A 26,073-nucleotide genomic window follows, 5' to 3' on the forward strand; every position below is an offset into this window, starting at 1 on the left:
GTGGTCTCCCGGGAACAGGCCGCTCCCGGGAGACCGCCGGCACGGCTCACGGGCGGGTAGCCGCGCTGCGAAGTGCCGTGATGCAGGAACCGATCGCCTGCTGGAGCTCCTCCAGGCGCTGCACCATGTCGTCCTCGTAGATGTCGTCGGCGTCGTCGAAGGTCAGCTCCTCGAAGACCTTCGTGGCCTTCTGCAGGCTGCTGTAGAACTTCGTGCGGCGCTCCTGGACGCGCAGTTCGGGGTCCGCCTCGACGGTCTCGACGACGAGGTTCTTCATGGTGTCGTACGCCTCGGTCGCCCACTCGCCGGTGTCCTCGCCCTCGTCCAGCTCGTCGAGGAGGGAGAGGTGGCGCTCGGCCTCGGAGCGCAGTTCGGCCGGGGCGTCGAGGGTCTGTCCGGCCGGCGTCCTGATCTGGCCCTTCTCCGCGATCTGGCGGACGTAGCCGATCCGGTCGGCCGCCCTGGTCTCGGTGGCGACCGCCTTCTTCAGCTCGTCGGTGCGGGCGATGTCACGGGCCAGCTCGGCCTGCAGCGCCGGGTCCTCCTTCACCCGGTCGAGGAGCGCGGCCCGGGCCGCCTGGGCCGTGGAGGGGTCGGCGAGGATCGCCGCCCGCAGCGCGGTGGGGTTCTCGGCGACCTCCAGGGCCTTGGTGGGGCGGATGCCCTCGGCCGCGGCGGCTTCGGTGATGGCACTGCCGCGCTCGGAGGAGGCGCTGGAGCGGGACACGTAGTACGTCTGCCACGCCTCGGCGTCCGGCAGCTCGATGTCCTGGCCCGGGACGAGGACTTCGAAGTGCGGGACGAGACCCTCGTCGGCGGCCCTGTCCCACGCCTTGTAGTAGCGCATCACCCGTTCGGGGGAGCACCCGGCCAGCTCGGCGAACTCCTTCGCGGACACCTTCGGCGTCTCGTCCGCGGGCTGACCACCGGGGCGCACGCTCCTCGCCACCTTCAGGGCGAAGGTCCAGCCGCCGGTTCGCGCATAGGCGCCGAAGTCGCGTGCGTCACACGAAATGGGGTCCAACACGCCCTGGATCGGGGCGGATTGGGCACTCGGATCGCGAACTACGGTCACCGGGAACTCTCCTGGGTGGGACGGCGTCTAGATTACAGAGAATGAAGCCTTGGCCGAAGCTTTCGGCCTGGGTCAAGCAGACAACCAAGCACACACACGTGCAATACGGAAACAAGCAAGCCTGAAACGACGCGATGTGATGCCCTTCACCCTGATGTGGCGGAAAGTGATGAATTCCTTACGGTCGCGACACGTAGGGAAGGGTGCAGAACATCGTGAGATGGCGGGAGGAACCTTCGTGCGACCGTTCACCCTCAACTACGCCTTGCCCACGGGGCATTCGGCCGCAATACCCCCGTACCACTTCGATGTGTCCCTGCAACTGAACGTGCTGCCCGACGGCCGCCCGGCCGTCAGCGACCACGCCCTTCTCATGGCCACCGGCACGACCACCTCCACCGCCGGTTCCCAGACGCACTTCGACGACTGACGGCCCCTCACTCACATGACGGTACTCATTCTCACGGCGGAGCAGGACGTCACCGCCGACATGGTCGTGGCCAGGCTGCACGAACAGGGCGTGCCGATGGTGCGCCTCGACCCGGCCGACCTGCCGGGCAAGGCGGTGCTGTCCGCGGACTACGCGCACGGTGACTTCGACGGCTACCTCTCGGTCAACGGCCATGTGCTCAGCATGGGCGGCCTGCGTTCCGTGTGGGTACGCCGTCCGGGTGAACCCGCGGCGCACGCGGCGGAGCCCTCGCCGTGGCTCACCGCGGAGACCAAGCAGGCCCTGTTCGGCATGCTCTACTCCGCCTCCACCCGCTGGATGAACCACCCGCGCCGGGCCGAGCAGGCCCGGCACAAACCCTGGCAGCTTCGGGTCGCCCACAGCAGTGGCTTCGCGGTCCCACCGACCGTGATCACCACCGCTCCGCGGGTGGCCCAGCAGTTCGTGGAGGAGTACCGGCAGGTGGTGGTGAAGTCCGCCTCGGGGCCGCCGCCCGGCGAACCCCCGGTGGCCCTGCCGACCACGCTGATCGGCCCCGACGCGGACTTCTCCGGCGTCGCGGCCGGTCCCGCGCTGCTTCAGCAGTACATCCCCAAGCGGGCCGACATCCGGCTCACCTGTATCGGCAACCAGCTGTTCGCCGCACGGAAGGTCGCCGAGGCCGGGCAGGTGGACGGGCGCTTCGGCGAGACCGGACACGGCTGGGAGCCCACCCCGGTGCCCGGCCGCATCTCCCGCTCCGTCCAGGAGTACACCGCGTTCACCGGACTCGCTTACGCCGCCTTCGACTTCGCCGAGGACGAGGACGGCGTCTGGTGGTTCCTTGAGGGCAACCAGGGCGGGCAGTTCGGCTTCATCGAACTGGAGACCGGCCAACCCATCTCGGAGGCGGTCGCCCTGTGGCTCTCCCAACGAAGGCCGGCTGCCAAGGGCCATTGACGCGCGTCGACCTGGCTCGATCTTCCACCTGTGCGGCGGGGCCCGGCCTCGCCGATGAGGCGGGCACCGCGTCGAGGTGGCGCTCCCGCCCGCCGTACGGGACTCAGTCGCGCGCGGGAGGTGTGTAGAAGTCGCCGCTGGAGACCCAGACCCCCTTCTTCACGACCACTCGCTGCACGCTCCGGGTTCCGAGGTGATCGTTCGCGCTGAACCGCATCACGGGCGAGACGCCTGGATCCACCGCGGTGGCCTTCTCGTACGCCTTGGTGATCGCGGCTGAGGTGACGGGTCCCTTGATGGTCTTCGCGATCTGCGCGAACACTTTGGCGTTGCTCCACCCCCACAGCGCGAGGAATCCGGCGTCCTGACCGGGTTCGTACTTGGCCATCGCGGTCCTGAACTCCTGCACCGCCGGGTCGGCGTCGGAGGGAGCCTTCACCAGTTGTATGGCCTTGAGCCCCTCGGCGGCGTCCTTCGCCAGGGCGATGGTCGACTCCGCGGCGACGGGTGCGTAGGCGTAGGTGGCCTGCTTCAGCCCTTGGAGCTTGGCCTCCTTGAGATAGGCCGCCGCCTCGGGCGAGGTGAGGATCAGCACCACCGCGTCGGGATTCTTGGCCTTCACCTTGCTGATCACCGGTGTGTAGTCCGTCGTCGCGAACTTGACCGTCAGCCGGTCCACCTCCACCGACGGGTTCACCTTCTTCGCGACGGGCTCCACCTGTTTGGCCACATTGACGAACGCGGCCGGGTCGCTGTGGACGACGAGGATCTTCTTCGCGCCGTCCTGGACCGCCCAGGCGGCGACCGCCGACGCCTGGTCCTCGTACAGGGTCTGGGTGCCGAAGAGCCCGGGGCGCGGCGGCTCGTACCAGGCCTCGCTGCCACCCACCTCGTTGAGGATCGGAACCTTCGACTGCTGCAGGACGAAGGGGAAGGAAGCCTCGGCCTGCGCGGTGCCATTGGCGTTGACGATGGCGACGACCTTGTCCTGGCCGACCAGTTCACGCGCGATCTGCACGGTCTGCTGCGGATCGGCGGCGTTGTCCTTGACGGTCCAGTTGACCTTGCGGCCGTTGATCCCGCCCTGGGCGTTGAGCATCTTGAAGTACGCTTCCGCGCCCGCCTTCTCCGGCACGCCGTAGGAGGCGGTAGGTCCGGTGAGCGGCACCCACGCGCCGATGTTGATCTCCGATGGGTTGCCGCCGGCCCCTGCGGAATCCTGGCCCGCGCAAGCGTTGGCCGCCAGGGTCACGGTGGCGAGGACGGCTATCGTCCCCGCCGTACGGCGGAGTCTTGTCGTTCTCCGGAACACGGTCCACCTCATTTTCCGAGCTGAGTTCATTTCATGCGGAGCGAGCGGGGCAGTTCCACGGTGCGTCGTGCGCGAGGGGGGCTGGGCTGAGGGGGAGAGGTTTCCTAGGCGGTACTCACCGCGGTCACCCGGTCCCCGCTGAAGTACGCCGCCTCGGCCAGGGCGGCGAACGACGGGTCGCCGGGCCTTCCCTGGGCGGCGACCACGCCCTCGTGGAGCACGACCACCTCGTGGCACACGGACATCGCCCGGCTGAGCAGTTGCTCCAGCAGCACGACCGTCAGTCCGTCGTGGGCCAGCCGGACCAGCCGGTCGTAGACCTCGTCGACCAGCGCGGGAGCCAGACCGAGCGCCGGTTCGTCCACGATCAGGACGTCCGGCCGGACGATCAGCGCGCGGGCGATGGCGAGCATCTGCTGCTCGCCTCCCGACAGCGCGGCGGCCGAGGTGGACATCCGGTCGCGCAGCCGGGGCGGCAGCCACTCGGTAGTCTCCTCGAGACGCTCGCGCAGCGGCGCACCGGTGATACCGGCCGCGTACGCCGCGACCTCCAGGTTCTCCCGCAGCGAGAGCGTCTTGAACAGGGCCCGCCCCTCGGGCGCCAGACTGGTGCGGGCGGTCCCGCCCCCGCCGATGTCCGTCACCCTGCTGCCCCGGGCGGGGTGCAACGAGCCGTGCAGGACACCGGCGAGCGTGCTCTTGCCCGCGCCGTTGGCGCCCGTGACGCCGAGCACGACCCCTTCCCGGACGTCCAGGTCGACATCCCGCAGCGCGACCACGCCGCCGTACGTGTGGCCGACCCCGCGGAGCCGGATCACCGACCGCTCGCCGACCCGCTCGGGCAGTTCCGCCTTGCCGCCGACCGTACCCAGGTACGACGAACGCACCTCGGGATCCTCCAGAACGGTGTCCGGTGTGCCCTCGCCGATCGTGCGGCCGAAGTCGAAGGCGAGCACCCGGTGGGCGACGGAGAAGAGGTCGTCCAGCACGTGGTCGATGACCACGACGGCGGTACCGCGGGCCTGCAGCCGCCTGATGTGGTCGGCCAGCAGCGCCCGTTCGCCTGCGTCCAGGCCTCCGAACGGCTCGTCCAGCACCAGCAGCCTCGGCTCCTCGGCCATCGCGCGGGCGAGGTCGAGGCGCTTTTGCAGACCGAACGGGAGCTCGGCCGGGCGGCGGTCCGCCACGTCGGCGAGACCGACGGCGTCGAGCAGCCGCGCGACGGAGGCCCGGTGCCCGGCCGTGATCCGGCGCCGGGTGCACAACACGTTCTCGGCGACGGTGAGTTCGGAGAAGACCTCCGCGTGCTGGAAGGTGCGGCCGATGCCGAGGCGGCGCCGTGCGGTCGCCCTCGTCCTCAGCAGCGGCCTGCCCGCGAAGTCGGCGCTTCCGTTGACCCGGCCGTTGCCGGTGAGCCCCGACAGGACGTTCAACAGGGTTGTCTTGCCCGCCCCGTTGGGCCCGATGACGGCCAGGATCTCGCCCTGGCGCACCGACAGCGAGGCGTCTTCCAGGGCCTTCAGCCCGCCGTACGCGACGGACACATGCTCCAGCCGCAGCAGTGCCGGGGAGTCCGCACCGGCCGCCCGCACCGGTGGCGGGGTGTCGCCGGGCAGGTCGGCGGCGGGACTGACGGGAGGAAGGGCCGCTGCCTGCCGCCGTTCCTCCCGCCGGGGGAGGGCACGCCGGAACAGGGCCCGCACGGGCCGCGCCAGGAAGGGCACGGCCCCTCCGGGAAGGAAGAGAAGCACACTGATCAGCACGAGGCCCTGCACGACCGGCTGCGGCAGCCCGACGGCGGACGAGAGCGAGGGGTTCCAGGTCAGATAGGCACCACCGGCCACCGCACCGAGGACGGTCCCCACCCCGCCGAGGACACAGGCCGCGACGAGCGCGATGCCGAAGCCGAGCGAGAACGGGTCGGGGCTGACGAAGCCGGTGATCAGACCGAGCAGCACGCCCGCGAAGCTGGTGCACGCGGCGCTCGCCGCGAATGCCAGGGCCGACTGCGCCTCGGGCGCGATCCCGATCGTACGGGCCGCCAGCGGATGCGACTTGGCGGCGACCAGCCGCATCCGCAGTCCCGACGCGGCTGCGGGCACGGCCAGCGCGAGCACCACGGCGGCGGCCCCCACCGCGAGGTACTGCGGTTCGGTGCCGCCGCCCGCGAGGGTGCCGAGGCCGAGGACGCTGCGCAGTTGCAGCACCGGCGCTCCCTGGTCACCGCCGGTCACGCTGCTCCAGCGATTGATCAGTTCCAGCGCCACCATCGTGAACGCGAGGGTCAGCAGGGCGATGTAGAGCGTCGAGAACCGGGCGCCCGCGTAGCCGAGGAAGGTGCCGAGGACGGCGCCGGTGACGACCGCCCCGAGCACCACCGCCTCCAGCGGCCAGTCGTGACCGCTGCCATAGGCGGCGAAGTAGGCGCCGATGGCGAAGAACGCCGGATGCCCCACCGACCAGATGCCTGACCAGCCGGCCAGCAGGCCGACCGACAGCACCACGATCGAGTAGACCGCCGCGAGCGCCACCGAGTACATCTGGTACGCCGGGATCGCACCGGACGCCATGAAGGCCATGAGCACCGCGCCGGCGGCCGGCCCGAGTGCCGCCTTCGCCAGGACGGAACGGTTGAAGACCATGGATGCGACTCCTCAGATCCCTCGGATCTCTCAGACCCGTTGGAAGGTGCGGGTGCCGAACATGCCCTGCGGTCGGACGAGCAGCACCAGAACGGTGAACGAGAACACGAACGTGTCCCGGAGGCTGGCGGAGACGTAGTTCGCCGCCAGGTTGTCCAGCACGCCGACGGTCAGTCCGCCGATGACGGCCCCGTACATGCTCGTCAGACCCCCCAGGAAGATCCCGGCGAAGGCACGGAAGAGCGGTGCGCTGAGCATGGTGGGCACGAGCCCGGCCCGCGGAGCGTACAGACAGGCGCCCAGCGCGGCGAGGCCGAGGCCCAGGGCCCAGGCGATCCGCGCGAGACGTTGTGCGCCCAGCCCCACGACCCGCGCGGTGTCCGCGCTCTCGGCCACGGCACGCATGGCCGAGCCGAGGGTGGTCCGTCCGAACAGATAGCCGACCAGTGCCATCGCCACGGCGGCGACGGCGATCGTCAGCAGGCTCTGGGCCGGCATCGCCGCACCCGACCAGCGCACCGTTCCCTCGACCAGGCTGGGGAAGGCCTTCGGCTGGTCGCCCCAGATCGAACCGGCCGCGCTCTCGGCCACCAGCGAGACGCCCATCGTCAGGACGAGCGCCGAGAACAACTGCCCCTGGCCGAGCGGCCTGATCACCGTTTCGCGGACCAGCAGGCCGGCCACGACGGTGATGGTGATCGCCGCCAGCACGCCGAGCACCGTGGCCACACCGCGGTCCCGGAGCGATACCGCCACGTACAGGCCCAGGGTCGCCAGGGAGGCCATCGCGAAGTTCACGACGTCGGTGGCCCGGTAGATGATGACCAGCCCGAGTCCGATGAGCCCGTACACGGCTCCGCCGGCCACACCGCTGACCAGGACAAGCAGGAACTGACTCACAGTCCCTCCCTCTTCAGGAAGCGGGTTCGTGCCACGAACCGCTTATGTAAATTGAACTCAATTCGGTAAGCTAGACACTCGGACGGCGACCGGGCAAGACCGCTGCACCGGATTTGTCGGAGTGCGATTCACCGCCTCGGCCGAGCGCGGTCCGAGCGGCCGCGAGGCCGAACACCAGCGCGGGGGCGAGGCCGCCGGCGTAGGCCCGCCGGTACAGTCCGCCCGCGTCCGCACCGGCCACCAGCAGGCCGGGGATCGTCCCCCGCACGTCCGCGGACAGGGCGTGCGCCTCGGCGTCGATCAGCAGACCGCCGAAGGTGAACGTGATCGCGGGGGCGGCCTCGATCACATAGAAAGGTGGCTCGTCGAGCGGCTGCCGGTCGAGCAGCCGCCCGGGAACCGTCTCGCCGCCGCCGCGCACGGCGGAGTTGAACTCCTCGACGCGGTCCCTGATCCGGGCGCCCGGATAGCCCCATTCCTCGGGCATCCAGGCGAACTCCTCCAGGCTCTCCGCCACCGCGCTCCGGGCACCGGCGCGGTGGCACAGCTGGAACTTGTCCACGCCCGGGATCCCCTCCACGTACGAGGCCGAGATCCACTCCCTGTGCACGCGCGCGTCGGCGACCAACAGCCCCCGGGCCCCCGGTCGTTCCAGGAGCGCCATGGCGGTCAGATGGTCCCCGACGGTCTCGTCGACGAATCGCTCGCCCGTGAGGTCGAAGAGCAGGGCGTGCTCGCTGAAGTAGAGGGCGAGGTCGACGAAGCGCGCCGGGTCGGACAGGGATACGCCCGCCGGCATCAGGTGTCCGTAGAAGCCCGCGTCCTTCCTGCCGAACGCCGCCCCCGCGGTGAGGCCGAGCGCGAGCCCGCCGCCCCGGCTGTGCGGGTTGGCGCGCAGTTCGATGTCGCGGGCCTGATCGTGGACGTGCTCGGCGCGTAGCTCCGGGTCACCCTGGAAGCCGCCGGTCGCGAGCAGGGTCCAGGCCGCGTCGATCCGCCGCACGGATCCGTCCGGCAGCACGCACTCCGCACCCTTGACCACACCGTCCTCCGTCACCAGCATGCGGGTTTCGGTGCCTGTCAGTACTTCCCCGCCCCGGTCGCGGACCAGCCGCTCGCAGGTGTCGAGATAGTGGTGGGTGTCGATCTGGTGTCCACGGCCGAAGCCGAGGACGGGGACGGGCGGGCGGCACTCCACACCGAGCGAGCCGATCCAGGCCACTCCCTCGGCGAAGCCCTCCAACAGCGCCTGCGCGAGCTCCGGATCGCCGTCCGGGTTGACGCGGCGCAACTCGTCGAGGGTGGGGGCCGTCCAGACGAAACCGGCCAGGCGCGCCGAGCCTCCGGTGCGCTTTGCCCGTTCCACCAGGACGACGGAGCCGCCCTCGTGCGCCACCCTGGCGGCGGCCGTGAGGCCGGCCATACCACCGCCGATCACCAGCAGATCCACTTTTCGAGCGTGCACAGCGGCCCACCGCCTTGTCGCGTCGTTGCGTGGAACCAGACCCTAATTGAACTCACTTCTGTAGTCGAGAGTCCGGACGGCAGATGATTGCGGCCGTGCTCGGCCGAGAGTGGGGAGCGGCGGCGAGGTTGAGGGTGGGGTACGGCTGGGGCTGTCCGGTGCCGGGCTCAGTCGGGTACGAGCACCGCGCGCCCACGCAGGTCGCCGGAGCGGAGCCTGTCGAACGCCTCCATCGCTCCCGACAGCGGGAATTGCTCTGTCTCCACCGTCAGCACCCCCTCGCGCGCAAGGTCCACGACCTCCTCCAGTTCCGGCCGCGTCCCCCAGAAGGGCAGCGAGATCCGCAGCCCCGGAGGGAGCGCGCCGGACTTGCGGACGGTCAGCTCACCGCCGCCGCTCCCCACGACGGCCAGCTCTCCGCCCGCGCGCAGGACGCCGGTCGCGAGCTCCAGGCTGGACCGGCTGCCGACGAAGTCCAGCACGGCGTCGGCCCCGGCCCCGCCGACCTGCCGGCGCAGTACCTCCGCCGTGCGGGGGCCCAGGAGCGCGCCGAAGTGCGCACCGCACGTGTCGGCCAGGGCGAGTGCCTCTTCGCGTACGTCCACGGCGAGGACGTACGCGGACGTGGTGGCGCGCAGGATCCGCACCGCCAGATGCCCCAGCCCGCCGACCCCGAGCACGACTACGCTCGCGCCCTCTCCGAGCGCCGAACGGACGCCGGCCACGGCGTGGTACGAGGTGAGTCCGGCGTCGGACAGGGGCGCGGCCTGCACGGGGTCCAGGTCGCCCACCGGAACCAGCACCCGCCCGGACGGTACGAGCAGGTGGTCGGACATTCCGCCGTCGCGTCCGAGCCCCGCCCCGGTACCTGCGCGGGCCGCGTCCAGAGCGGGGCGCGCGTCGCAGTGGTTCTCCGCCCCGGCCGAGCAGCGGGCGCAACGCCCGCAGCCCCAGGGGCCGTAGACGACCACGCGCTCACCGATCGCGGGGCCGGAGGCCTCGGGGCCGCGCGCGGCCACTCGACCCGCGACCTCATGGCCGAGGGTGAACGGTGTCCGGTACGGCAGGGCGCCCGGTGCCGCGTCCAGGACATGGAGGTCGGAGCGGCACAGCCCGGCCGCCTCGACCCGCACCAGGACCTCTTCGCCGCGCGGTACCGGCCGTGCCACCTCGGTGAGCACCGGTGGGCCGCCCCATCGCGTCATTCGAATCGCTCTTGTCACGCCTGTTGACATACGTGAGAGGTTAACAAAAATGAAGTCAGTTCAGTAACTGGTCCAGTGGCCGAGTGTGACAACCCGGCACGGCAACCGAGTGGGGCGGTGGATCTCATGGACGGCGAGGGCCCGGCACACGAAGACTTCACGGGCAGGATCGCGCTGGTGACCGGCGCGGGCTCCGGCATCGGGGCCGCGGTCGCCCGGCGGTTCGCCACGCAGGGCGCCCTGGTGCTGGTGGCGGACATCGACGCCGCCGCGGCCCGGGCAGTCACGAAGGAACTGCCCGGAGCGCGGCCGGTGACCGTGGACGTCGGGGACGGCGGGCAGGTCGACCGGGTCTTCGACGAGGCCGTGCGCGAGTACGGACGTCTGGACGTCGTGGTGCACGCCGCCGGAGTCGACGACCCCGGGGCGAAGCAGTGGATCGCCGAAGCCCTGCTGGCCGACCGGCCGCCCGAGGTGACCACACGGCTCGGCGAGGCCGCGTGGCGGCGCGTCATGCGGGTCAATCTCGACGGCACTTTCCATGTTCTGCGCGCCGCACTGCGGGCCATGGCGCCGAACCGTTCCGGTGCGGTCGTCACCGTCGGCTCCTCCTCGGCCTTCGACACCCAGGCCGGCTATCCGCACTACGCGGCGTCCAAGGCCGGAGCGCACGCGCTGAGCCAGTCGGTTGCGAAGGAGGCGATCGCGTTCGGAATCCGCGTCAACACGGTGGCACCCGGGCCGACCGAGACGGGGATGGCCGCCAGGACGCCCGAGGCGCTGCGCCGGGGCTTCGCCGACCCGCGTGTACGTCCCTACGCGACACCCGAGGAGATCGCGGACGTCGCGCTGTTCCTGGCCGGCGACGCGGCGGCCAATCTCGTCGGCGCGGTGCTGCTGGCCAACGGCGGACGCTTCACGGTCTAGGGCCTGTTCGGCGGATCATGCCGGGGTCGCGGGGTCTGGCACGCCCTCCCCCAAGCTGCTTCGAGCAGGGGGTGCCCCCAGCGGCGTTGTCGTCGGTTGCCGACTCCCCCGAGCTCTCGGCTTCGCTCGAGCAGGGGGACCCCCATCGCGTCGACGCCCTCCTCCGCCTTGCGGCTGGACGCGTCAGACCCCGCTCACCTGCGCTTATGAGGCGCCGTTACTTTTCTCCGACCCAATCCGCCGGAAAGGCCCCAGGGAGGCTCGTATGTTCCGGCTCGACACCGATCCGACGCTGCTGCTGGAGAGTGAGGAGCGGCGCCAACTCCGCGAGGTGCTGCGAGAACTGCTGAAGGAAACCTGCGGACCCGAAGAGGTCCGCAAGCAGGCGGCGGGGCCCCGCGGTCACGACCGGCTGCTGTGGGAACGGCTCGCGGGAGAGATCGGGGTGCAGGCGCTCGCCTTCCCCGAGGAGTTCGGTGGCGCCGGTTATACCTTCGCCGAACTCGCCGTGGCTCTGGAGGAGACCGCGCGCGTGCTGGGCCCGGCGCCACTGCTGCCGACCGTCGTACTGGCCGGGCACACGCTCCTGCGAAGCGGTGACCGGCAGGCCTGCCAGCGCTGGCTGCCGGGGATCGCGGACGGCTCGCTCACCGCGACGGTGGCCGGATTCCCGCAGGCGGCGAATGTGACCGCCGAGCGCGGCGCCGGCGGCTGGGTGCTGCGCGGCGAGGCCGACTTCGTACTCGACGGGGAGGGGGCCGATCTGATCCTGGTCGCGGCCGAAGCGCCGGACGGTGCGCGGCTGTTCGCCTGTGAACCGGACCGCGGGACCGGGACCGGGACCAGGACTGGGACCGGGACCAGGACTGGGGCCGGGGCTAGGACCGGGACCGGGACCGGTACGGGGCCGGGTGTCGGTTCCGGGAGCTGTGAGCGGGTGGCCCGGCGCGTTCTCGATCCCACGCGGCGGCAGGCGCTCGTACGTTTCCGGGGCACGCCCGCCGAGCCGGTCGGTGAGGCAGGGCAGGCCGCCGCGATCGTGGCGGCGGTCCTGGACGCGGGGCGGGTGGCGCTGGCCGCCGAGCACGTGGGCGGATCAGCGCACGCGCTGGACGCCGTCCTTGAGTACGTCAGGCATCGAACCCAGTTCGGGCGGCCCATCGGGTCCTTTCAGGTGGTCAAGCACCGGCTCGCCGACCTCCTGGTCGACCTCGAAGGAGCGCGGTCCGCCTCGGCGTACGCGACGGCCTGCCTCGCGGGCGGGCGCGCGGAGCTGCCGGTGGCGGCGAGTTCGGCGGCCGTCGCCTGCTCCGGTGCCTATCGGCTGGCGACGGCGGAATACGTGCAGCTCCACGGAGGGATCGGCTTCACGTGGGAGCACCCCGCCCATCTCTATGTGCGCCGGGCCCGGGCCGACGAGGCGCTGTTCGGCACCGCCGACGACCATCGTCTGCGGCTGGCCGGGCTGCTGGGCCTCACCGGCCGTACGGACCGAGCGAGCCGTATGAACCGAGCGAGCCGCGTGGACTGAGCGCCCGACCGTTTCGGGAATCGCTTCCCCGTCCATTGACAGGGGCATCTAAACGCCCACAGAATCAATCTGAATTCAGTTCAGTTTGGAGGAACTCATGGCAGTCGAAGACGAGATCCAGTTCGAGCGGGACGGCCACGTCGCACGGGTCTGGCTGAACCGGCCCCACAAGAAGAACTGCGTGACAGTGCCGATCCTCGACCGGCTGGACGAGATCATCACCGAGGTCGACGCCGACCCCGAGCTGCGCGTACTGGTGCTGCGCGGCCGGGGCAACACCTTCTGCTCCGGGTTCGACCTGGACAGCCTCAAGGCCGACTTCGTCGGCAGGTCCAACGCGATCGACGTCGCCGTGAAGTCGGCGAAGGTCTGTGACCGCCTGTACTCGATGAAGACCCCGTCGATCGCGGTCCTCGAAGGCCATGTCACGGCGGGCGGCTTCGAGTTGATGATCTCCTGCGACTTCGCGATCGCCGCGGACGACGCCCTGATCGGCGACTTCCACATCCGCCGAGCCCTGTTCGGCGGGGCCGGGCCGATCTACCGGGTGCCGCGCATGATCGGCGTCCGCAAGACGAAGGAGCTGATGCTCACCGGAAAGCTGCTGACCGGGGTCGAGGCCGCCGAGTTCGGTCTCATCAACTCCTCGGCGCCGGCCGACAAGCTGGACGCGACGGTCGAGGAGTTCGCCGACCAGCTCGTCGACAAGAGCCCGTTCACCATGTGGATCACCAAGATGACCATCGACCGGAGCCTGGACGCCGACATCCAGTCGCTCATGGTCATGGAGCACCTCGCGGTCGGTGTGATGCTCAACTCCGAGGACGCGGCGGAGGGTGTGTCGGCGTTCCTGGAGAAGCGGGAGCCGCAGTGGAAGGGGCGCTGAGCCCCCTGCCGGAGGCCGGGGGCCCGCTGCGCGGCTCCCGGTGCGCCGACTGCGCGGTGGCCGTCCACCCCGCCGACCCGTCGTGCCCGCGCTGCGGCGGACCGGCCGAGCCGGTCGTCCTCTCCGGTACGGGCACGCTGTGGACGTGGACCGTGCAGCGCCACGCGCCCAAGTCGCCGCCTTACGTCCAGCCCGCCTCCGGGTTCGAGCCGTTTGCCGTCGGCTACGTCGAACTACCTGAAGGAGTACGGGTGTTGGCCGTGCTCGACCTGCACGCCGAGGACCTGAAGATCGGCATGCCGGTCGCCATCGCGGCGGCGGACGGCGTACCACGGGCCGGGGGAGTCGCCGTATGACGACCGAGGAGGTGCTCGTGTGCGGTGCCGGAATCACCTCCTTCGCCCGCACGGAGGCGAGCGGCCGGCAGCTCGCCGTGCGGGCCGTGCGGGCCGCCCTGGCCGACGCGGGACTGCCCTGGTCCCGCGTCCGGGCGGCGTACGGCGGCAGCGACGCGGCCGGCAACGCCGACACGCTGGTGGCCGAACTCGGCCTGACCGGCGTGCCGTTCGTCAACGTCCGCAACGGCTGCGCGACCGGCGGCAGCGCCCTGGTCTCGGCGGTCGACGCGATCCGCTCCGGGGCGGCGGACGTGACCCTCGCCGTCGGCTTCGACAAGCACCCACGCGGCGCCTTCGATCCACGGCCCGCCGACTGGGGGCTCGACGAGGCGTACGGGCGCGACGGGCTGATGGTGACCACCCAGTTCTTCGCCATGAAGATCCAGCGGTACATGCACGACCACGGGATCACCGCCCGGACGCTGGCCCTGGTCGCGGAGAAGGCGTACGCGAACGGGGCCCGCAACCCCCACGCCTGGCGGCGCACACCGCTCGACGCGGACGAGATCCTGGCCTCCGGCATGGTCAACGACCCGCTGACCCGGTACATGTTCTGCTCACCCGGTCAGGGCGCCGTGGCTCTTGTCCTGTGCAGCCGCGCGGTCGCCCGCGAACTGGACGCGGCCCCGGTCACGCTGCGGGCGGCCGTCGTCCGCACCCGGCGGTTCGGCTCCTTCGAGGTGTTCAGCCCCTGGGCACCCGTCGGCACCCCGACCAGTGTCAGCGCCGACGCCGCGCGACTCGCCTTCGAGGAAGCCGGGCTGGGGCCGTCGGACATCGACGTGTGCCAGCTCCAGGACACCGAGAGCGGTGCCGAGGTGATGCACCTGGCCGAGTGCGGGTTCTGCGAGCACGGCGAGCAGGAGCGGCTGATCCCCGCCGGCGCGACCGCGCCCGGCGGCGCCCTGCCGGTCAACACCGACGGCGGCTGCATCGCCAACGGCGAACCCATCGGCGCCTCCGGCCTGCGTCAGGTCCACGAGATCGTCCAACAACTACGCGGCCGTGCGGGCGAACGGCAGCTGCCGGACCGCCCGTCGACAGGCTTCACCCATGTGTACGGGGCGCCGGGCGTCAGCGCCTGCACCGTACTGACCCGCTGAGACCCCGTCCGGAAGGAGGACCATGAGCGGTATCCCCGAGCCCGAGGAGTTCCGCGCCGCGGCCCGGCACTGGCTGACCGGTGTGGCGGCGGCGCGCCCCGACCACCGGGAGTGGGGCGTCGGCGACGACTCGGTGGCCGTCTTCGAGAACTGGAGTGAGGCGGAGGAACGCGAGCACACCGATCGGATACGGGGCTGGGAGCGCACCCGCTTCGACCACGGCTGGGGCGCACTGGACTGGCCACCGGAGCATGGGGGGCAGGAACTCCCGGCGTACTACGAGCAGTTGTACCGCGCCGAGGAAGCCCGTTTCGACGTGCCCCGGCGCACCGAGGTCTTCCCGGTCACCCAGCAGCTCGTGGCCCCGGCGATCCGGATCTGGGGCACCGAGGAACAGCGGAGACGCTGGCTGCGGCCCATGCTCCGCACCGACGAACTCGCCTGCCAGCTCTTCTCCGAGACCGAAGCCGGCTCCGACCTCGCCGCCGTCCGCACCCGGGCCGTCCGTCAGGATGACGGCTGGGTCCTGAGCGGTCACAAGATCTGGACCTCCGGCGCCCGCGTCGCCACCTGGGGCGTGGCCGTCTGCCGCAGCGACCCGCACGCGCCCAAGCACGCCGGCATCACCGTCTTCCTGGTCCGGATGGACGCGCCGGGCGTGGTCGTGCGGCCCATCCGGCAGATGACCGGTGGCTCCAGCTTCAACGAGGTCTATCTGGACGACGTGTTCGTGCCGGACACCGACCGGCTCGGCCCGGTCGGCGAGGGCTGGCGGGTGACGCTGACCGTCCTCGCCGCCGAACGCCTCGACTCCGGCGGCCTCGGCCTGGACAACGCCGACCGGGCTCTCGACCTCGCCCGGCAGCTGCCCCGCCCGCTGACCGGCGGCGAACAGCAGCGGTCTGCCGACCTCTTCGTCCGCAGCCTGGTCCAGCGGCTCATCGGCCTGCGGGTCACGGCGGCGCTGGCCGCCGGACGCGCACCCGGCGCCGAAGCCTCGGTCGGCAAGCTCCACGCCACCGCCACCCTGCGCGCCACCACCGACCTCGTCCAACAGCTCCTCGGACCGCGCCTCGCCGCCGACACGGGGGAGTGGGGCACCTTCGCCTGGACCGAGCACCTGCTCGGCGCACCCGGCTACCGCATCGCGGGCGGCAGCGACGAGATCCAGCGGAACATCCTGGCCGAACGCGTGCTGGGACTGCCCAAGGAACCGAAGGGGGCGGGGCGTTGAGCACCGCCACCGAGGTGACACGACTCGCGGACCGCGTCCGCGCCGGGCTCGCCGCCCGGCACCCGAACGAGCCCTTCGGCGATCTGCGCACCCTGCCCGGCGGCCACTCGGGACTCACCTACTCGATCACCGCGGGCACCGGGGCGTACGTCGTCAAAGCCGTGCCTGAGGGGCAGCGGCCCGTCGGGCGCAACGACGTACTGCGCCAGGCCCGGATCCTGCGCGCCCTCGCCGGATCACCGGTGCCCGTACCGGAGGTCTACGCCGTCGACGAACGCGAACCGGCCTGGTTCGCCATGGAGTTCGTGACCGGAGAGGCGATCGAGCCCGTCCTCGACGACCACCGCCTGGACCCGGAGCTGTGCCGCACGCGGATGCTGGCGCTGGCCGGTGTCCTGCGCGATCTGCACCGCACGCACCTCGACGGCGCCGAACCTCTGGACCCGGTGGCCGAGCTGGAACGTTGGGCGCGGACCATGCGTGCCGTACCGGCCCCACTGCGGCCGGGTGCCGAGGAGGTACTGGGCCTGCTGTCCGCCGGCATCCCCGAGAGTCTGCCGCCCGTGCTGATCCACGGCGACTTCAGGCTCGGCAACGTGCTCTGCCGGGGCGAGCGTCCGTCCGCGGTCGTCGACTGGGAGATCTGGGGCCTCGGCGATCCGCGCGTCGATCTCGGCTGGTTCCTGCTCTTCGCCGACCACCGGAACTTCCCCCGGCTCGGCCGTCCCGTACCGGGCCTGCCCACCGAGGACGAACTGCTGGCCCGCTATCTCGACGGCCGCCCCATACCCCCCGCCTTCGACTGGTTCCGCGCCCTGGCCCGCACCAAAATGGCCGCGATCATGGGCCACAACCTGCGCAGACACCGTGAGGGCAAGCACCACGACCCCGACCAGGAGCGGCTGCCGCCGACCATCGCGGCGATGATCCGCACGGCACACGACATCCTCGCCCCACGGTCCTGAAGGAGCGCCACCATGGATTTCGGACTCTCCCCGCGGACCGACGAACTCCGCACGCGCATGGCCGCGTTCATGAAGGAGTACGTCATGCCCGCCGAGGCCGTCTACGAGCGGCAGCTCGCCGAGGCCGACAACCCGCACGAACTACCACCGGTCATGCGCGAGTTGAAGGAGAAGGCGCGGGCGGAAGGCCTGTGGAACCTCTTCCTCGCCCACGGCGCATGGGGCGCGGGGCTCACCAACCTGGAGTACGCACCGCTCGCCGAATTGGCCGGACGCTCGGTCATCGGCCCCGAGGTCTTCAACTGCTCCGCCCCCGACACCGGCAACATTGAACTGCTCGCCCTGTTCGGCACGCCCGAGCAGCAGGACCGCTGGCTGCGCCCCCTCCTTGCGGCCGAGATCCGGTCGTGCTTCGCCATGACCGAGCCGGAGGTCGCCAGCTCCGACGCGCGCAACATCCGCACCCGCATCACCCGCGAGGGTGACGCCTATGTCGTCAACGGCCACAAGTGGTACACCTCCGGAATCCTCGACCCGGACTGCCGGCTGATCATTCTGATGGGCGTCACCGACCCCGACGCCCCCTCCTACCGGCAGCAGAGCATGCTGCTCATTCCACGCGACACCCCGGGCATCACCGTCCTGCGCGATCTGCCGATGTTCGGCTACACCGACCGCTGCGGCCACGGCGACGTGCTCTTCGAGGACGTACGGGTGCCGGTGTCGTCACTCCTCGGCGGCGAAGGGGAGGGATTCGCCCTGGCTCAGGGGCGGCTGGGGCCCGGGCGCATGCACTACGCCATGCGCGCGGTCGGGTTCGCCGAACGGGCGCTGGAGCTGATGTGCCGCCGGACCCTGACGCGTACCGCCTTCGGCGGCACGCTCGCCGAACAGGGCGTCGTACGCGAGTGGATCGCCCGCAGCCGCATCGAGATCGAGCAACTGCGGCTGCTCGTCCTCAAGTCGGCCTGGCTGATGGACACCTCGGGCAACTCCGCCGCCCGTACCGAGGTCGCCGCCATCAAGGTGGCCGCCCTGGAGGTCGCCCACCGGGTGGTCGACCGCGCGGTCCAGGCCCACGGCGCGGCCGGCGTCAGCGACGACACCGTACTCGCCCGGCTGTACGCCATCACCCGGGCGCTGCGGATCGCGGACGGGCCCGACGAAGTGCATCTACGTACCGTCGCGCGCCGTGAACTGGCCAAATATCCCGAGGAGTCGGCATGAGCGCACGCGTACTGGACGGCAGGGCCGTCGTGATCACCGGGGGTTCGCGAGGAATCGGTCTGGGCATCGCCAAGGCCTGTCGTGAGGCGGGCGCCCATGTGGTGATCGCCGCGCGAAAGGCGGACGGACTCGCCGCGGCCCGCGCGGAGCTGCTGCGCGTCAAGGGCGACGGCGAGGTCCACGAGCTGGTCGCGAACGCGGGGGAGTCCGAGCAGGCCGAGCGGTGCGTCGCCGAGACCATGGCCCGCCTCGGACGGCTCGACGTCATGGTCAACAACGCGGCCACCAACCCGTACATGGGCGACCTGCTCGATCTCGACCTGGCGCGCGCGGAGAAGACCGTCCGGGTCAACCAGTACGGCATGATCGCCTGGACCCGCTGCGCCTGGCGGGCGTGGATGAGCGAGCACGGTGGAACGGTGGTCAACATCGCGTCCGTCGGCGGACTGGTCGTCGACCCGCACATCGGCTGGTACAACGCCACCAAGGCGGCGATGCTGCACATGACCCGGCAGCTCGCGTACGAACTCGGGCCGCGCGTCCGGGTCAACGCGATCGCGCCCGGGCTGATCAAGACCGAGCTGGCCAGAGCCGTCTGGGAGCCGAGAGAACCGATCCTCACCGCACGGCTGCCGCTGCGCAGGCTCGGCACGGTGGAGGACGTGGCAGGCGCGGCGGTGTTCCTCGCCTCGGAGGCGTCGGCGTGGATGACCGGACAGACGCTGGTCCTGGACGGCGGGGCGACCGCGCTGCCGATCGGAGTGGAGGCGTGATCACCACGGCCGCCCCGGACCCGGCCACGGACCTGTTCTCGCTGCACGGCAGGACCGCCGTGGTGACCGGAGCCTCCTCGGGTCTGGGCGCCCGGTTCGCCGCCGTGCTGGCCGCTGCCGGTGCCACCGTGTTCGCCGCGGCGCGCCGCCCGGACCGGCTCAAGGAACTGGCCGGCGGCGATCCCCGGATCCGCCCGGTCGTCTGTGACGTCTCCCGGGACGCGGACCGGGTGCGGCTGGTCGAGACCGTCCTGGAGCACGGCGGAGGCTTCGACGTGCTGGTCAACAACGCGGGCACACCCGGATTCGTACGCGCCGAGGACGAGAGCCCGGAGGACTTCGCCCACGTCCTCGACGTCAACCTCGTCGCTCCGTTCCACCTGGCCCGACTGCTGGCCCAGGCACCGTCCGCCCGGACGAAATCGGTCGTGAACGTGTCGTCCGTCCTCGGGCTCGTCTCCGGCGCCCCACTGGGAGGTGCGGCCTACGCCGCCTCCAAGGCCGGGCTCGTCGGACTCACCCGTGAACTGGCCGGGCAGTGGGGCGGATCGGGGATACGGGTCAACGCGCTCGCCCCGGGATGGTTCCGCTCCGAGATGACCGAAGGGCTGTTCGCCGACGAGCGGTCCCGGCGCTGGGTCCAGCGCGGCACGATGCTCGGCCGCGGCGGCGAAGCGGGGGAACTGGACGGGGCACTGCTCTACCTGGCCTCGGACGCCTCCGCGTACTGCACCGGACAGGTGCTGACCGTGGACGGCGGGTGGACGGCACGATGAGGGTCACGACGGAGGTCGACGGCGACGCGGTGGCTCACGTGGTGATGTGCCGCGGGGACGGCAACGCCATCGACCTCGCGATGGCCCGGGGGCTGCTGGACGCCGCCCGGCAGTGCGAGAGCTCGCGAGTCCGGGCGGTGCTGCTCACCGGGCGGGGCCGGTCCTTCTGCGTCGGCGGCGACCTGAGGGAGTTCGCGGCGGTGCCCGGGGACCGGCTGGCCGGGCACCTCACGGACGTCACCGACGCTCTGCACGGAGCGCTGCGGATCCTCGCCGGCCTCGACGCGCCGCTGGTGGTGGCCGTGCAGGGCGCCGTCGCCGGGGCCGGACTGGGGCTGACGGCCGCCGCCGACCTCGCCTTCGCCGCGTCCGATGCCGGTTTCACGGCGGCCTACACCGGGATCGGGTACTCGCCCGACGCCGGGGTCACCTGGTCGTTGCCCCGGCTCGTGGGCCCCGGGCGGGCACGGGACCTGTTGCTGACCAACCGCCGGATCACGGCCGCCGAGGCGCTCGCGATGGGACTGGTCGGCAGGATCGTCGCACCGGAGTGCCTTGCGGCGGAGGCCGCGGCGGCCGCGAAGGCGCTGGCACGCGGGGCGACGGGGGCGTACGGCGTGACACGGCGACTGGTCTCCGAGGCTCTGTCGGCGTCCTTCGACGAGCATCTGGACGCCGAGGCCCGCGGGCTGACCGCCGCCGCTGTCTCGGCGGAGGGCCGCGAAGGTGTCAGCGCCTTCGTCGCCAGGCGCCGACCGGACTTCGTCCACCCGCCACCGCCGCCCGGTGACCACGGCGGCCACGGTGACCCGAGCTGAACTAGGGTCTACTCTCGGACGACCGAGCGGTGATCGACACCGGGCGGCGATCGACAGCGGTCGTGGAGCAGAGGGAGAGACGATGGCGAGGGCACGGATCGTGGATCCGCAGGAGGGGCCCAGGTCCAAGCGCGCGGCCATTCTCGTGGCCGCCGTGGAGCGGTTCGGGGAGGACGGCTACGAGAGCACGAAGTGGTCCGAGGTCGCCGACCGGGTCGGGATCGGGCAGACCGCCCTGTACCACTACTTCGAGTCCAAGGCCCACTGCCTGCTCACCATCATGCGCCTGGAACTTCAGCGCTCCCACGACATGTTCGCGGAGGCGACGGCCGACGCGGTGGATCCCGTCGAGGAGCTGCGCGCGGCGGTTCGCTCGGCCTTCGCGGTCAGTGAGCAGGAGATTCGCCAGATGCGCATCCTCCAGGCCAACATGTCCCTGCTGGCCAATCAGCGCAAGTCCAAGCGCGAGGAGACCGAGCGCGTCGCGGCCCGTCAGCTGGTGCAGATGGTCGAGCGGGACTGGACGAACCTGCTGATGCGCGGCATGGCGAAGGGTGCCTTCCCGGTCCGGGACGCACACACCCTCGGCCTCGCCGTGCTCGGCATGATCGTCAGTGTCTGGCGCTGGTACCGCCCGACCGGAGCGATCCCGCTCACCGAGATCAGCGAGATGATCGAGGGGTGCGTGGTGCGCATGGTCGCCGGATAGTTCCGCAACTCCGGGTGCGTCCCGCCCCTTGTCGGGGTCGGGGCATCCGGATTACAGTCAAACTGAACTGAACTCAGGTTGTTTCTCGGCGCTGAGGGAGAGCGATCAGCAATGGTGCTTCGCGACTACATGGCCAGAATGGACAGCCAGGAACCGGACAAGGTCCTGGAACTCCTGGAACCCGGCTTCCGATTCCTCATCGCCCTGCCCGGCGGGCAGCGCACGGGGGAGTCCCGCGAGGACTTCGCCGCGTACATCGCCGGACGTGAGGCGGTGGACCGTACGCATGAGATCAGGCGGTACGCGGCCGACGGCGATGTCGAGACGGCGTACGGCTTCGTGGTCGAGAAGGGCGTCACCACCGGCGCGTTCCTCTCCGCCGTGCGGTTGTCGCCCGACGGGCTGATGGCGCGTTACCAGTCCTTCTTCACCACCGACTTCGACCTCGTGGACCGGCCATGACCACACAGTCCACCGCCTCTTTCCTGACCACCTGGTTCGCGACCCTGGACAGCCCCGACGCCGACCGGATCCTCGACATGATCAGCGAGGACTTCTCGTTCTCCATCCTCTTCTCCACCGGCGGCGACGGCGCCACCGACTTCCACGGCGGCCGGCCCGAGCTGGAGGGTTACCTCGACCAGCGCGAGGTGGGCGTCCGCACCCACCATCTGCTGGCCGCGAGCACCGTCGGCGGGGACGAGCTGTTCCTCGGCGAGGTACGGCGCCTCGGCGAGCCGGAGGCGAGCTTCGTGGCCTCGGCACGGCTCGACGGCTCGGGCCGGGTGCGGCGGCTGCTCATCGGGCGTTCGCCCGCAGTGTTGTTCACCTGAGGAGGGCGCGATGTACAACCTCGTCCTGCTGGCCGCCCGGCCGCCCGAGTGGACCCATGAGCGGTTCATCGACTGGTGGCGCGGCGAGCACGCCGAACTCACCCGCCGACTGCCCGGACTGAGGTCCTGGCGGCACACCGACCTCGACGCGGCGCTCGAACCGCGTTCGGAGGGCTGGGACGGCCTCTCCGTCCTCGGTTTCGACACCCCCGAGGACCTGCGCAAGGCTCTCGACAGCCCCGAGTGGGCGGCCGCCGTCGCCCAGGTCGGCGACATGCGGGGACGCCGTATCGCCGTCATGGGCGGCGAGCAGGAGATGTACGCGGGCTGAGCACGCCCGGCCCGCCGTCCGCGGGCCGCACACGGGCCTGACACGCCCGAACACCGGGGCTCCACCACCCTTCGCGAAAAGGCGGGGAAGCGGATGCGACAGACAGTACGGGAGTTCTACGAGCGGGCCGAACGCGCCGACTTCACGGCCGTCGTCGACGACCATGGCCGGTACTCCGCGCGCGGCCTCCTGGACCGCGCGGCCGAGCTGGCCGAGGCGATGACACCGGACGGCACGCCGGGCGGGACGGTGCTGCTGCAGGCCGACAACTCATGGCGCACCGTCGCGGCGACCCTCGCCGTCGGGATGAGCGGCGGGGTCCTGGCCCTCGTCAACCGGCACACGACCCGGGCGGAGTTCGCCGCCGCCCTGGAGGACATCCGTCCGGACGCGGTGATCGCCGAGCCGTCCGCCTTCGACGAGTGGCACCCGCCGGGCAGCGGCACCCCGCCCCTGCCCGGCGCACGGCCCGCCGAGGCGCTGGACGGCTGGACGGTCCTCGCGGGCCGCGGCCCGCGAGACGCCTCCCGCTGGTCGGGCGGCACCCTCATCGGCCTCACCTCCGGCTCCACCGGGCGCCCCAAGGGGGTCGTCCAGTCCGAGAGCGCGCTGCGGTACGCGTGCGCGTGCACCATCGATGTCAACGGACTGCGCGACGGGGATGCGGTGGCCGCAGTCGTCCCGCTCTCCTCGACCGCCGCCTACTGTTTCGGGGTCTGCCTCGCCCTCATGCTCGGCGGACCACTCGTCCTGAGCGGCCGCTGGGACCGGGAACAGGCGCTCGCGCGGATGGCCGCCCACGACGTCCGGTGGACCATGTGCGTCCCGACGATGGCCCTCCAGATGGGCTCCTCGGCGGCCGGATCACGCGTCCTCGACGGGGTCCGTTCGATCACGGTCGGCGGCGGACCCATGGACCGCGGGGCTCTCGCCCGGGCCGAACGCTCCCTCGGCACCCGGATCCTGCGGGTCTTCGGCATGTCCGAGTGCCTCGGGCACACCTCGCCGCGGCCCGACGACCCAGAGGAGATCCGGCTGGGCCGCGACGGCCGCCCGTTCCCCGGCACCGAACTGCGCGCCGTGGACACCGACGGCACCGCCCTGGGGCCGGGCCGGGCCGGTCGCGCCCAGGTCCGCGGGCCCTCGCTCTTCCTCGGTTACGCCCACGACGGCAAGGTCGAGTCGCCGGCCCTGACCCCGGACGGCTTCTTCCCCACCGGGGATCTGCTCATGACCGGCGACGACGGCACGGTCACCGTGATGGGCCGGGAGAAGGACGTCATCATCCGCGGCGGCCGCAATCTCGACGTCACGGAGATCGAGCGTGCCGTCGCCAGCCATCCGGGAGTCGCCCGGGTCTGCGTGGCACCCGTACCGGACCCGCTGCTCGGCGAACGCGCCGCCGTTCTCGTCGTGGCGGAGGCGGGGGCCCACGGAGAGGAAGCCGGGGCCGGGGCCGGAGGCGGCACCGGCATCGGACTGGACGAGATCACCGAACACCTCGCCCGAACCGGCCTGTCCAAGGCCAAGTGGCCCGAATTCGCCTTCTCCGTCAGCGAGTTGCCGCAGACCACCGTCGGGAAGCTCGACCGGTCCGCAGCCCGCAGACTCGCCCACGAACTGCACGCGCGGCTCGCCGCGCATCAGGAACCACACCGGCTCACGGATCGCGATCCACATCGGCAATCGGATCACGACCGGCACGCGCAACCGGATCACGAACAGCACCGGCAAGGAGATGCATGACCACCCCCACGGCTCACACCGCCCGCTTCGACCGAGGCCGCTGGGCGGACGCCGGCGCCGAGACCGTACGAGCCGGCGTTCACCGCATCCCGCTTCCACTGCCGGACGACGGGCTGCGGGCCGTCAACGTGTACGCGCTGGAAGGGCTGACGGAGGGCCTGGTCCTGATCGACGGGGGTTGGTCGATCCCCGAGTCCCGCAAGGCGCTGGAGGACGCGCTGGCCACCATCGGCCACGACCTCGGGGAGATCAGCCATGTCCTGGTCACCCACATCCACCGGGACCACTACACCCAGGCCGTCGAACTGCGCAGGCTGCTCGGCTCCCGCGTCTACCTCGGCTCGGGCGAGCGACGCAGCCTGGAACTGCTCGGAGAGACGGGCACGGACCGGCCGTCCGGCTCGCTGCACACGCTGCGCCGGGCCGGGGCCCACGAACTCGCCGAACGGGTCGCCGCGATGGACCACGGAGGCTTCGACCCGAGCGTGTGGGAGGCCCCGGACCGCTGGCTTAAGGACGAGGAACTCCGCTTCACCGACACGCGGTTGCGGGTCGTCCCGACGCCGGGACACACCCGGGGACATGTCGTCTACCTCGACGAGGCGCGCGGGCTGCTCTTCTCCGGGGACCACGTGCTGCCGCACATCACCCCGTCCATCGGCTTCGAACTCGGCTCCACCGCACTGCCGTTGGGCGACTACCTCGACTCGCTGCGCCTCCTGACCACCCTCGCAGACGCCCGGCTCCTGCCCGCCCACGGCCCGGTCGGCCCCAGCGTCCACACGCGCGTCGGCGAGCTGCTCGACCACCACGACGACCGACTCGCGCAGGCCCTGGCGGTCCTCGGCGACCGTACGCTCACGGCCTACGCGGTGGCCCAGGAGCTGGGGTGGACCCGGCGGCAGCTGCCCTTCGCGGACCTCGGGGCCTTCAACCAGATGCTCGCCGTGAACGAGACGGCCGCCCACCTGGACGTGCTGGTGGCCCGCGGCCGGGTCGCGCGCACGGAGACCGAGGGCGTCCTGCGCTACACCGCCGCCGTGATGTCGTAGCCGTGGCCCGCTCAGCGCGCCGTCCAGCCTCCGTCGACGTACAGCTCCGAACCCGTCATGAAGCTCGCGTCGTCGGAGGCGAGGAACGCGACCGCGGCCGCCACCTCGTCGGGTGTGCCGAGCCGGCCGAGCGGGGTGCCGTCGAGCATCGCGGCCAACCGGGGCGTACCGCGCCACAGTTCACGGGAGCGGGGCGTCTCGATGAAGCCGGGGTGCAGCGAGTTGACACGTACGCCCCGCCGCGCCCAGTGCAGCGCGGCGTTCTTGGTCATCAGACGGACCGCGCCCTTGGCCGCGTGGTACGAGAACTGGGCGCCGAACCCGCCCACCGTGCCGAAGATCGACGCGACGTTGACGACGGACCCGCCCCCGGAGCGCTCGATGGCCGCGCCGCCGTGCTTCATGCCGAGCCAGACGCCGGTCTGGGTGACCGCGAGCACCTGGTCCCAGGTCTCCTTGGTCTCCGTCTCCACGGTGCCCATCGCGGCGATCCCCGCGTTGTTGACCAGTACGGCCAGACCGCCGAGCGCGGCCGTCGCCCTGGCGACGACCTCCTGCCAGGCCGACTCGTCCGAGACGTCCAGAGCCAGGCCCAGGGCGCCGCCCCCGACCTCCTCGGCGAGCTTCTCGCAGCGGTCGGCGTCCAGATCGGTCACCACGACCGCGGCACCCTCGGCCGCGAGCCGCCGGACGACCGCCTCGCCGATGCCTCCGGTGGCGCCCGTCACCAGCGCCGTCCTCCCTGCCAGTCTCGCTTCCATCGCGACCACTCCCG

General features: G+C 71.5%; 26 protein-coding genes. 19 read left to right on the forward strand and 7 right to left on the reverse strand.

Annotated elements, in window-relative coordinates:
* Positions 1–46 precede the first annotated feature (46 nt).
* The gene (locus ACZ69M_RS12440) at positions 47–1,036 is read right to left on the reverse strand and encodes a hypothetical protein (RefSeq protein ID WP_470049361.1); all 990 of its coding nucleotides are present in this window, start codon (positions 1,034–1,036) and stop codon (positions 47–49) included.
* 277 nt (positions 1,037–1,313) lie between these two features.
* Between ACZ69M_RS12440 and tgmA the strand changes: the two genes are divergently transcribed.
* Positions 1,314–1,505 (forward strand): putative ATP-grasp-modified RiPP, encoded by a 192-nt coding sequence (tgmA, locus tag ACZ69M_RS12445; RefSeq protein WP_060896220.1) that lies wholly within the window; start codon positions 1,314–1,316, stop codon positions 1,503–1,505.
* A gap of 15 nt (positions 1,506–1,520) precedes the next feature.
* Entirely contained in the window at positions 1,521–2,465 is a 945-nt protein-coding gene (tgmB, locus tag ACZ69M_RS12450) for an ATP-grasp ribosomal peptide maturase (protein WP_060896219.1), read from the forward strand.
* Between the two features lie 103 nt (positions 2,466–2,568).
* Here tgmB and ACZ69M_RS12455 read toward each other — a convergent pair whose 3' ends face one another.
* From ACZ69M_RS12455 to ACZ69M_RS12475, 5 genes are all read right to left on the reverse strand, one after another.
* The gene (locus ACZ69M_RS12455) at positions 2,569–3,777 is read right to left on the reverse strand and encodes an ABC transporter substrate-binding protein (RefSeq protein ID WP_470049161.1); all 1,209 of its coding nucleotides are present in this window, start codon (positions 3,775–3,777) and stop codon (positions 2,569–2,571) included.
* Between the two features lie 104 nt (positions 3,778–3,881).
* Positions 3,882–6,419 carry an ATP-binding cassette domain-containing protein gene (locus ACZ69M_RS12460; RefSeq protein WP_470049163.1) on the reverse strand — a complete coding sequence of 846 codons (2,538 nt, stop codon included), beginning with the start codon at positions 6,417–6,419 and terminating at the stop codon, positions 3,882–3,884.
* A 30-nt stretch (positions 6,420–6,449) separates the two neighbouring features.
* On the reverse strand, positions 6,450–7,319 hold the full coding sequence (locus tag ACZ69M_RS12465; protein ID WP_470049165.1) for a branched-chain amino acid ABC transporter permease: 870 nt from the start codon (positions 7,317–7,319) through the stop codon (positions 6,450–6,452).
* A 70-nt stretch (positions 7,320–7,389) separates the two neighbouring features.
* Positions 7,390–8,769: an FAD-dependent oxidoreductase gene (locus ACZ69M_RS12470; RefSeq protein ID WP_470049167.1), complete on the reverse strand. Its 1,380-nt coding sequence runs from the start codon at positions 8,767–8,769 to the stop codon at positions 7,390–7,392.
* Between the two features lie 182 nt (positions 8,770–8,951).
* A complete protein-coding gene (locus ACZ69M_RS12475; protein ID WP_470049169.1) occupies positions 8,952–9,989 on the reverse strand; it encodes an alcohol dehydrogenase catalytic domain-containing protein in 1,038 nt (345 codons plus the stop codon).
* Positions 9,990–10,115: 126 nt separating this feature from the next.
* On the opposite strand from ACZ69M_RS12475, the gene ACZ69M_RS12480 reads away from it, so the two are divergent.
* The 17 genes from ACZ69M_RS12480 (at position 10,116) to ACZ69M_RS12560 (ending at position 25,298) form a co-directional block, all read left to right on the forward strand.
* Positions 10,116–10,916, forward strand: coding sequence for an SDR family NAD(P)-dependent oxidoreductase (locus ACZ69M_RS12480; protein WP_470049362.1), 801 nt, complete (start codon positions 10,116–10,118; stop codon positions 10,914–10,916).
* 265 nt (positions 10,917–11,181) lie between these two features.
* Positions 11,182–12,447 carry an acyl-CoA dehydrogenase family protein gene (locus ACZ69M_RS12485; RefSeq protein WP_470049171.1) on the forward strand — a complete coding sequence of 422 codons (1,266 nt, stop codon included), beginning with the start codon at positions 11,182–11,184 and terminating at the stop codon, positions 12,445–12,447.
* A gap of 97 nt (positions 12,448–12,544) precedes the next feature.
* Positions 12,545–13,333, forward strand: a complete 789-nt coding sequence (locus tag ACZ69M_RS12490) for an enoyl-CoA hydratase/isomerase family protein (RefSeq protein WP_060896214.1) — start codon at positions 12,545–12,547, stop codon at positions 13,331–13,333.
* Positions 13,318–13,689: a Zn-ribbon domain-containing OB-fold protein gene (locus ACZ69M_RS12495; protein WP_470049173.1), complete on the forward strand. Its 372-nt coding sequence runs from the start codon at positions 13,318–13,320 to the stop codon at positions 13,687–13,689. The genes ACZ69M_RS12490 and ACZ69M_RS12495 overlap by 16 nt, the downstream gene beginning before the upstream one ends.
* On the forward strand, positions 13,686–14,834 hold the full coding sequence (locus tag ACZ69M_RS12500) for a thiolase family protein (protein WP_470049175.1): 1,149 nt from the start codon (positions 13,686–13,688) through the stop codon (positions 14,832–14,834). Before ACZ69M_RS12495 ends, ACZ69M_RS12500 begins: the two co-directional genes overlap by 4 nt.
* 22 nt (positions 14,835–14,856) lie before the next feature.
* Positions 14,857–16,068, forward strand: a complete 1,212-nt coding sequence (locus ACZ69M_RS12505) for an acyl-CoA dehydrogenase family protein (protein WP_470049177.1) — start codon at positions 14,857–14,859, stop codon at positions 16,066–16,068.
* Entirely contained in the window at positions 16,065–17,033 is a 969-nt protein-coding gene (locus ACZ69M_RS12510; protein WP_470049179.1) for a phosphotransferase family protein, read from the forward strand. The genes ACZ69M_RS12505 and ACZ69M_RS12510 overlap by 4 nt, the downstream gene beginning before the upstream one ends.
* 12 nt (positions 17,034–17,045) lie before the next feature.
* On the forward strand, positions 17,046–18,260 hold the full coding sequence (locus ACZ69M_RS12515) for an acyl-CoA dehydrogenase family protein (protein WP_470049181.1): 1,215 nt from the start codon (positions 17,046–17,048) through the stop codon (positions 18,258–18,260).
* A complete protein-coding gene (locus ACZ69M_RS12520) occupies positions 18,257–19,033 on the forward strand; it encodes an SDR family oxidoreductase (protein ID WP_470049183.1) in 777 nt (258 codons plus the stop codon). The genes ACZ69M_RS12515 and ACZ69M_RS12520 overlap by 4 nt, the downstream gene beginning before the upstream one ends.
* The gene (locus ACZ69M_RS12525) at positions 19,030–19,809 is read left to right on the forward strand and encodes an SDR family NAD(P)-dependent oxidoreductase (RefSeq protein WP_470049185.1); all 780 of its coding nucleotides are present in this window, start codon (positions 19,030–19,032) and stop codon (positions 19,807–19,809) included. The genes ACZ69M_RS12520 and ACZ69M_RS12525 overlap by 4 nt, the downstream gene beginning before the upstream one ends.
* Entirely contained in the window at positions 19,806–20,627 is an 822-nt protein-coding gene (locus ACZ69M_RS12530; protein WP_470049187.1) for an enoyl-CoA hydratase-related protein, read from the forward strand. The genes ACZ69M_RS12525 and ACZ69M_RS12530 overlap by 4 nt, the downstream gene beginning before the upstream one ends.
* Before the next feature lie 82 nt (positions 20,628–20,709).
* On the forward strand, positions 20,710–21,336 hold the full coding sequence (locus ACZ69M_RS12535) for a TetR/AcrR family transcriptional regulator (RefSeq protein ID WP_403698747.1): 627 nt from the start codon (positions 20,710–20,712) through the stop codon (positions 21,334–21,336).
* Between the two features lie 111 nt (positions 21,337–21,447).
* Positions 21,448–21,798: a nuclear transport factor 2 family protein gene (locus ACZ69M_RS12540; RefSeq protein ID WP_355309208.1), complete on the forward strand. Its 351-nt coding sequence runs from the start codon at positions 21,448–21,450 to the stop codon at positions 21,796–21,798.
* Positions 21,795–22,169 carry a hypothetical protein gene (locus ACZ69M_RS12545; protein ID WP_470049189.1) on the forward strand — a complete coding sequence of 125 codons (375 nt, stop codon included), beginning with the start codon at positions 21,795–21,797 and terminating at the stop codon, positions 22,167–22,169. Before ACZ69M_RS12540 ends, ACZ69M_RS12545 begins: the two co-directional genes overlap by 4 nt.
* Positions 22,170–22,179: 10 nt before the next feature.
* Positions 22,180–22,500: an EthD family reductase gene (locus tag ACZ69M_RS12550; RefSeq protein ID WP_470049191.1), complete on the forward strand. Its 321-nt coding sequence runs from the start codon at positions 22,180–22,182 to the stop codon at positions 22,498–22,500.
* A gap of 93 nt (positions 22,501–22,593) precedes the next feature.
* The gene (locus tag ACZ69M_RS12555; protein ID WP_470049193.1) at positions 22,594–24,246 is read left to right on the forward strand and encodes a class I adenylate-forming enzyme family protein; all 1,653 of its coding nucleotides are present in this window, start codon (positions 22,594–22,596) and stop codon (positions 24,244–24,246) included.
* Positions 24,243–25,298, forward strand: a complete 1,056-nt coding sequence (locus tag ACZ69M_RS12560) for an MBL fold metallo-hydrolase (protein ID WP_470049195.1) — start codon at positions 24,243–24,245, stop codon at positions 25,296–25,298. The genes ACZ69M_RS12555 and ACZ69M_RS12560 overlap by 4 nt, the downstream gene beginning before the upstream one ends.
* An 11-nt stretch (positions 25,299–25,309) precedes the next feature.
* Here ACZ69M_RS12560 and ACZ69M_RS12565 read toward each other — a convergent pair whose 3' ends face one another.
* A complete protein-coding gene (locus tag ACZ69M_RS12565) occupies positions 25,310–26,059 on the reverse strand; it encodes an SDR family NAD(P)-dependent oxidoreductase (RefSeq protein WP_470049197.1) in 750 nt (249 codons plus the stop codon).
* Positions 26,060–26,073: the final 14 nt, after the last annotated feature.

The sequence above is a fragment of the Streptomyces sp. NPDC107454 genome (assembly GCF_055582885.1).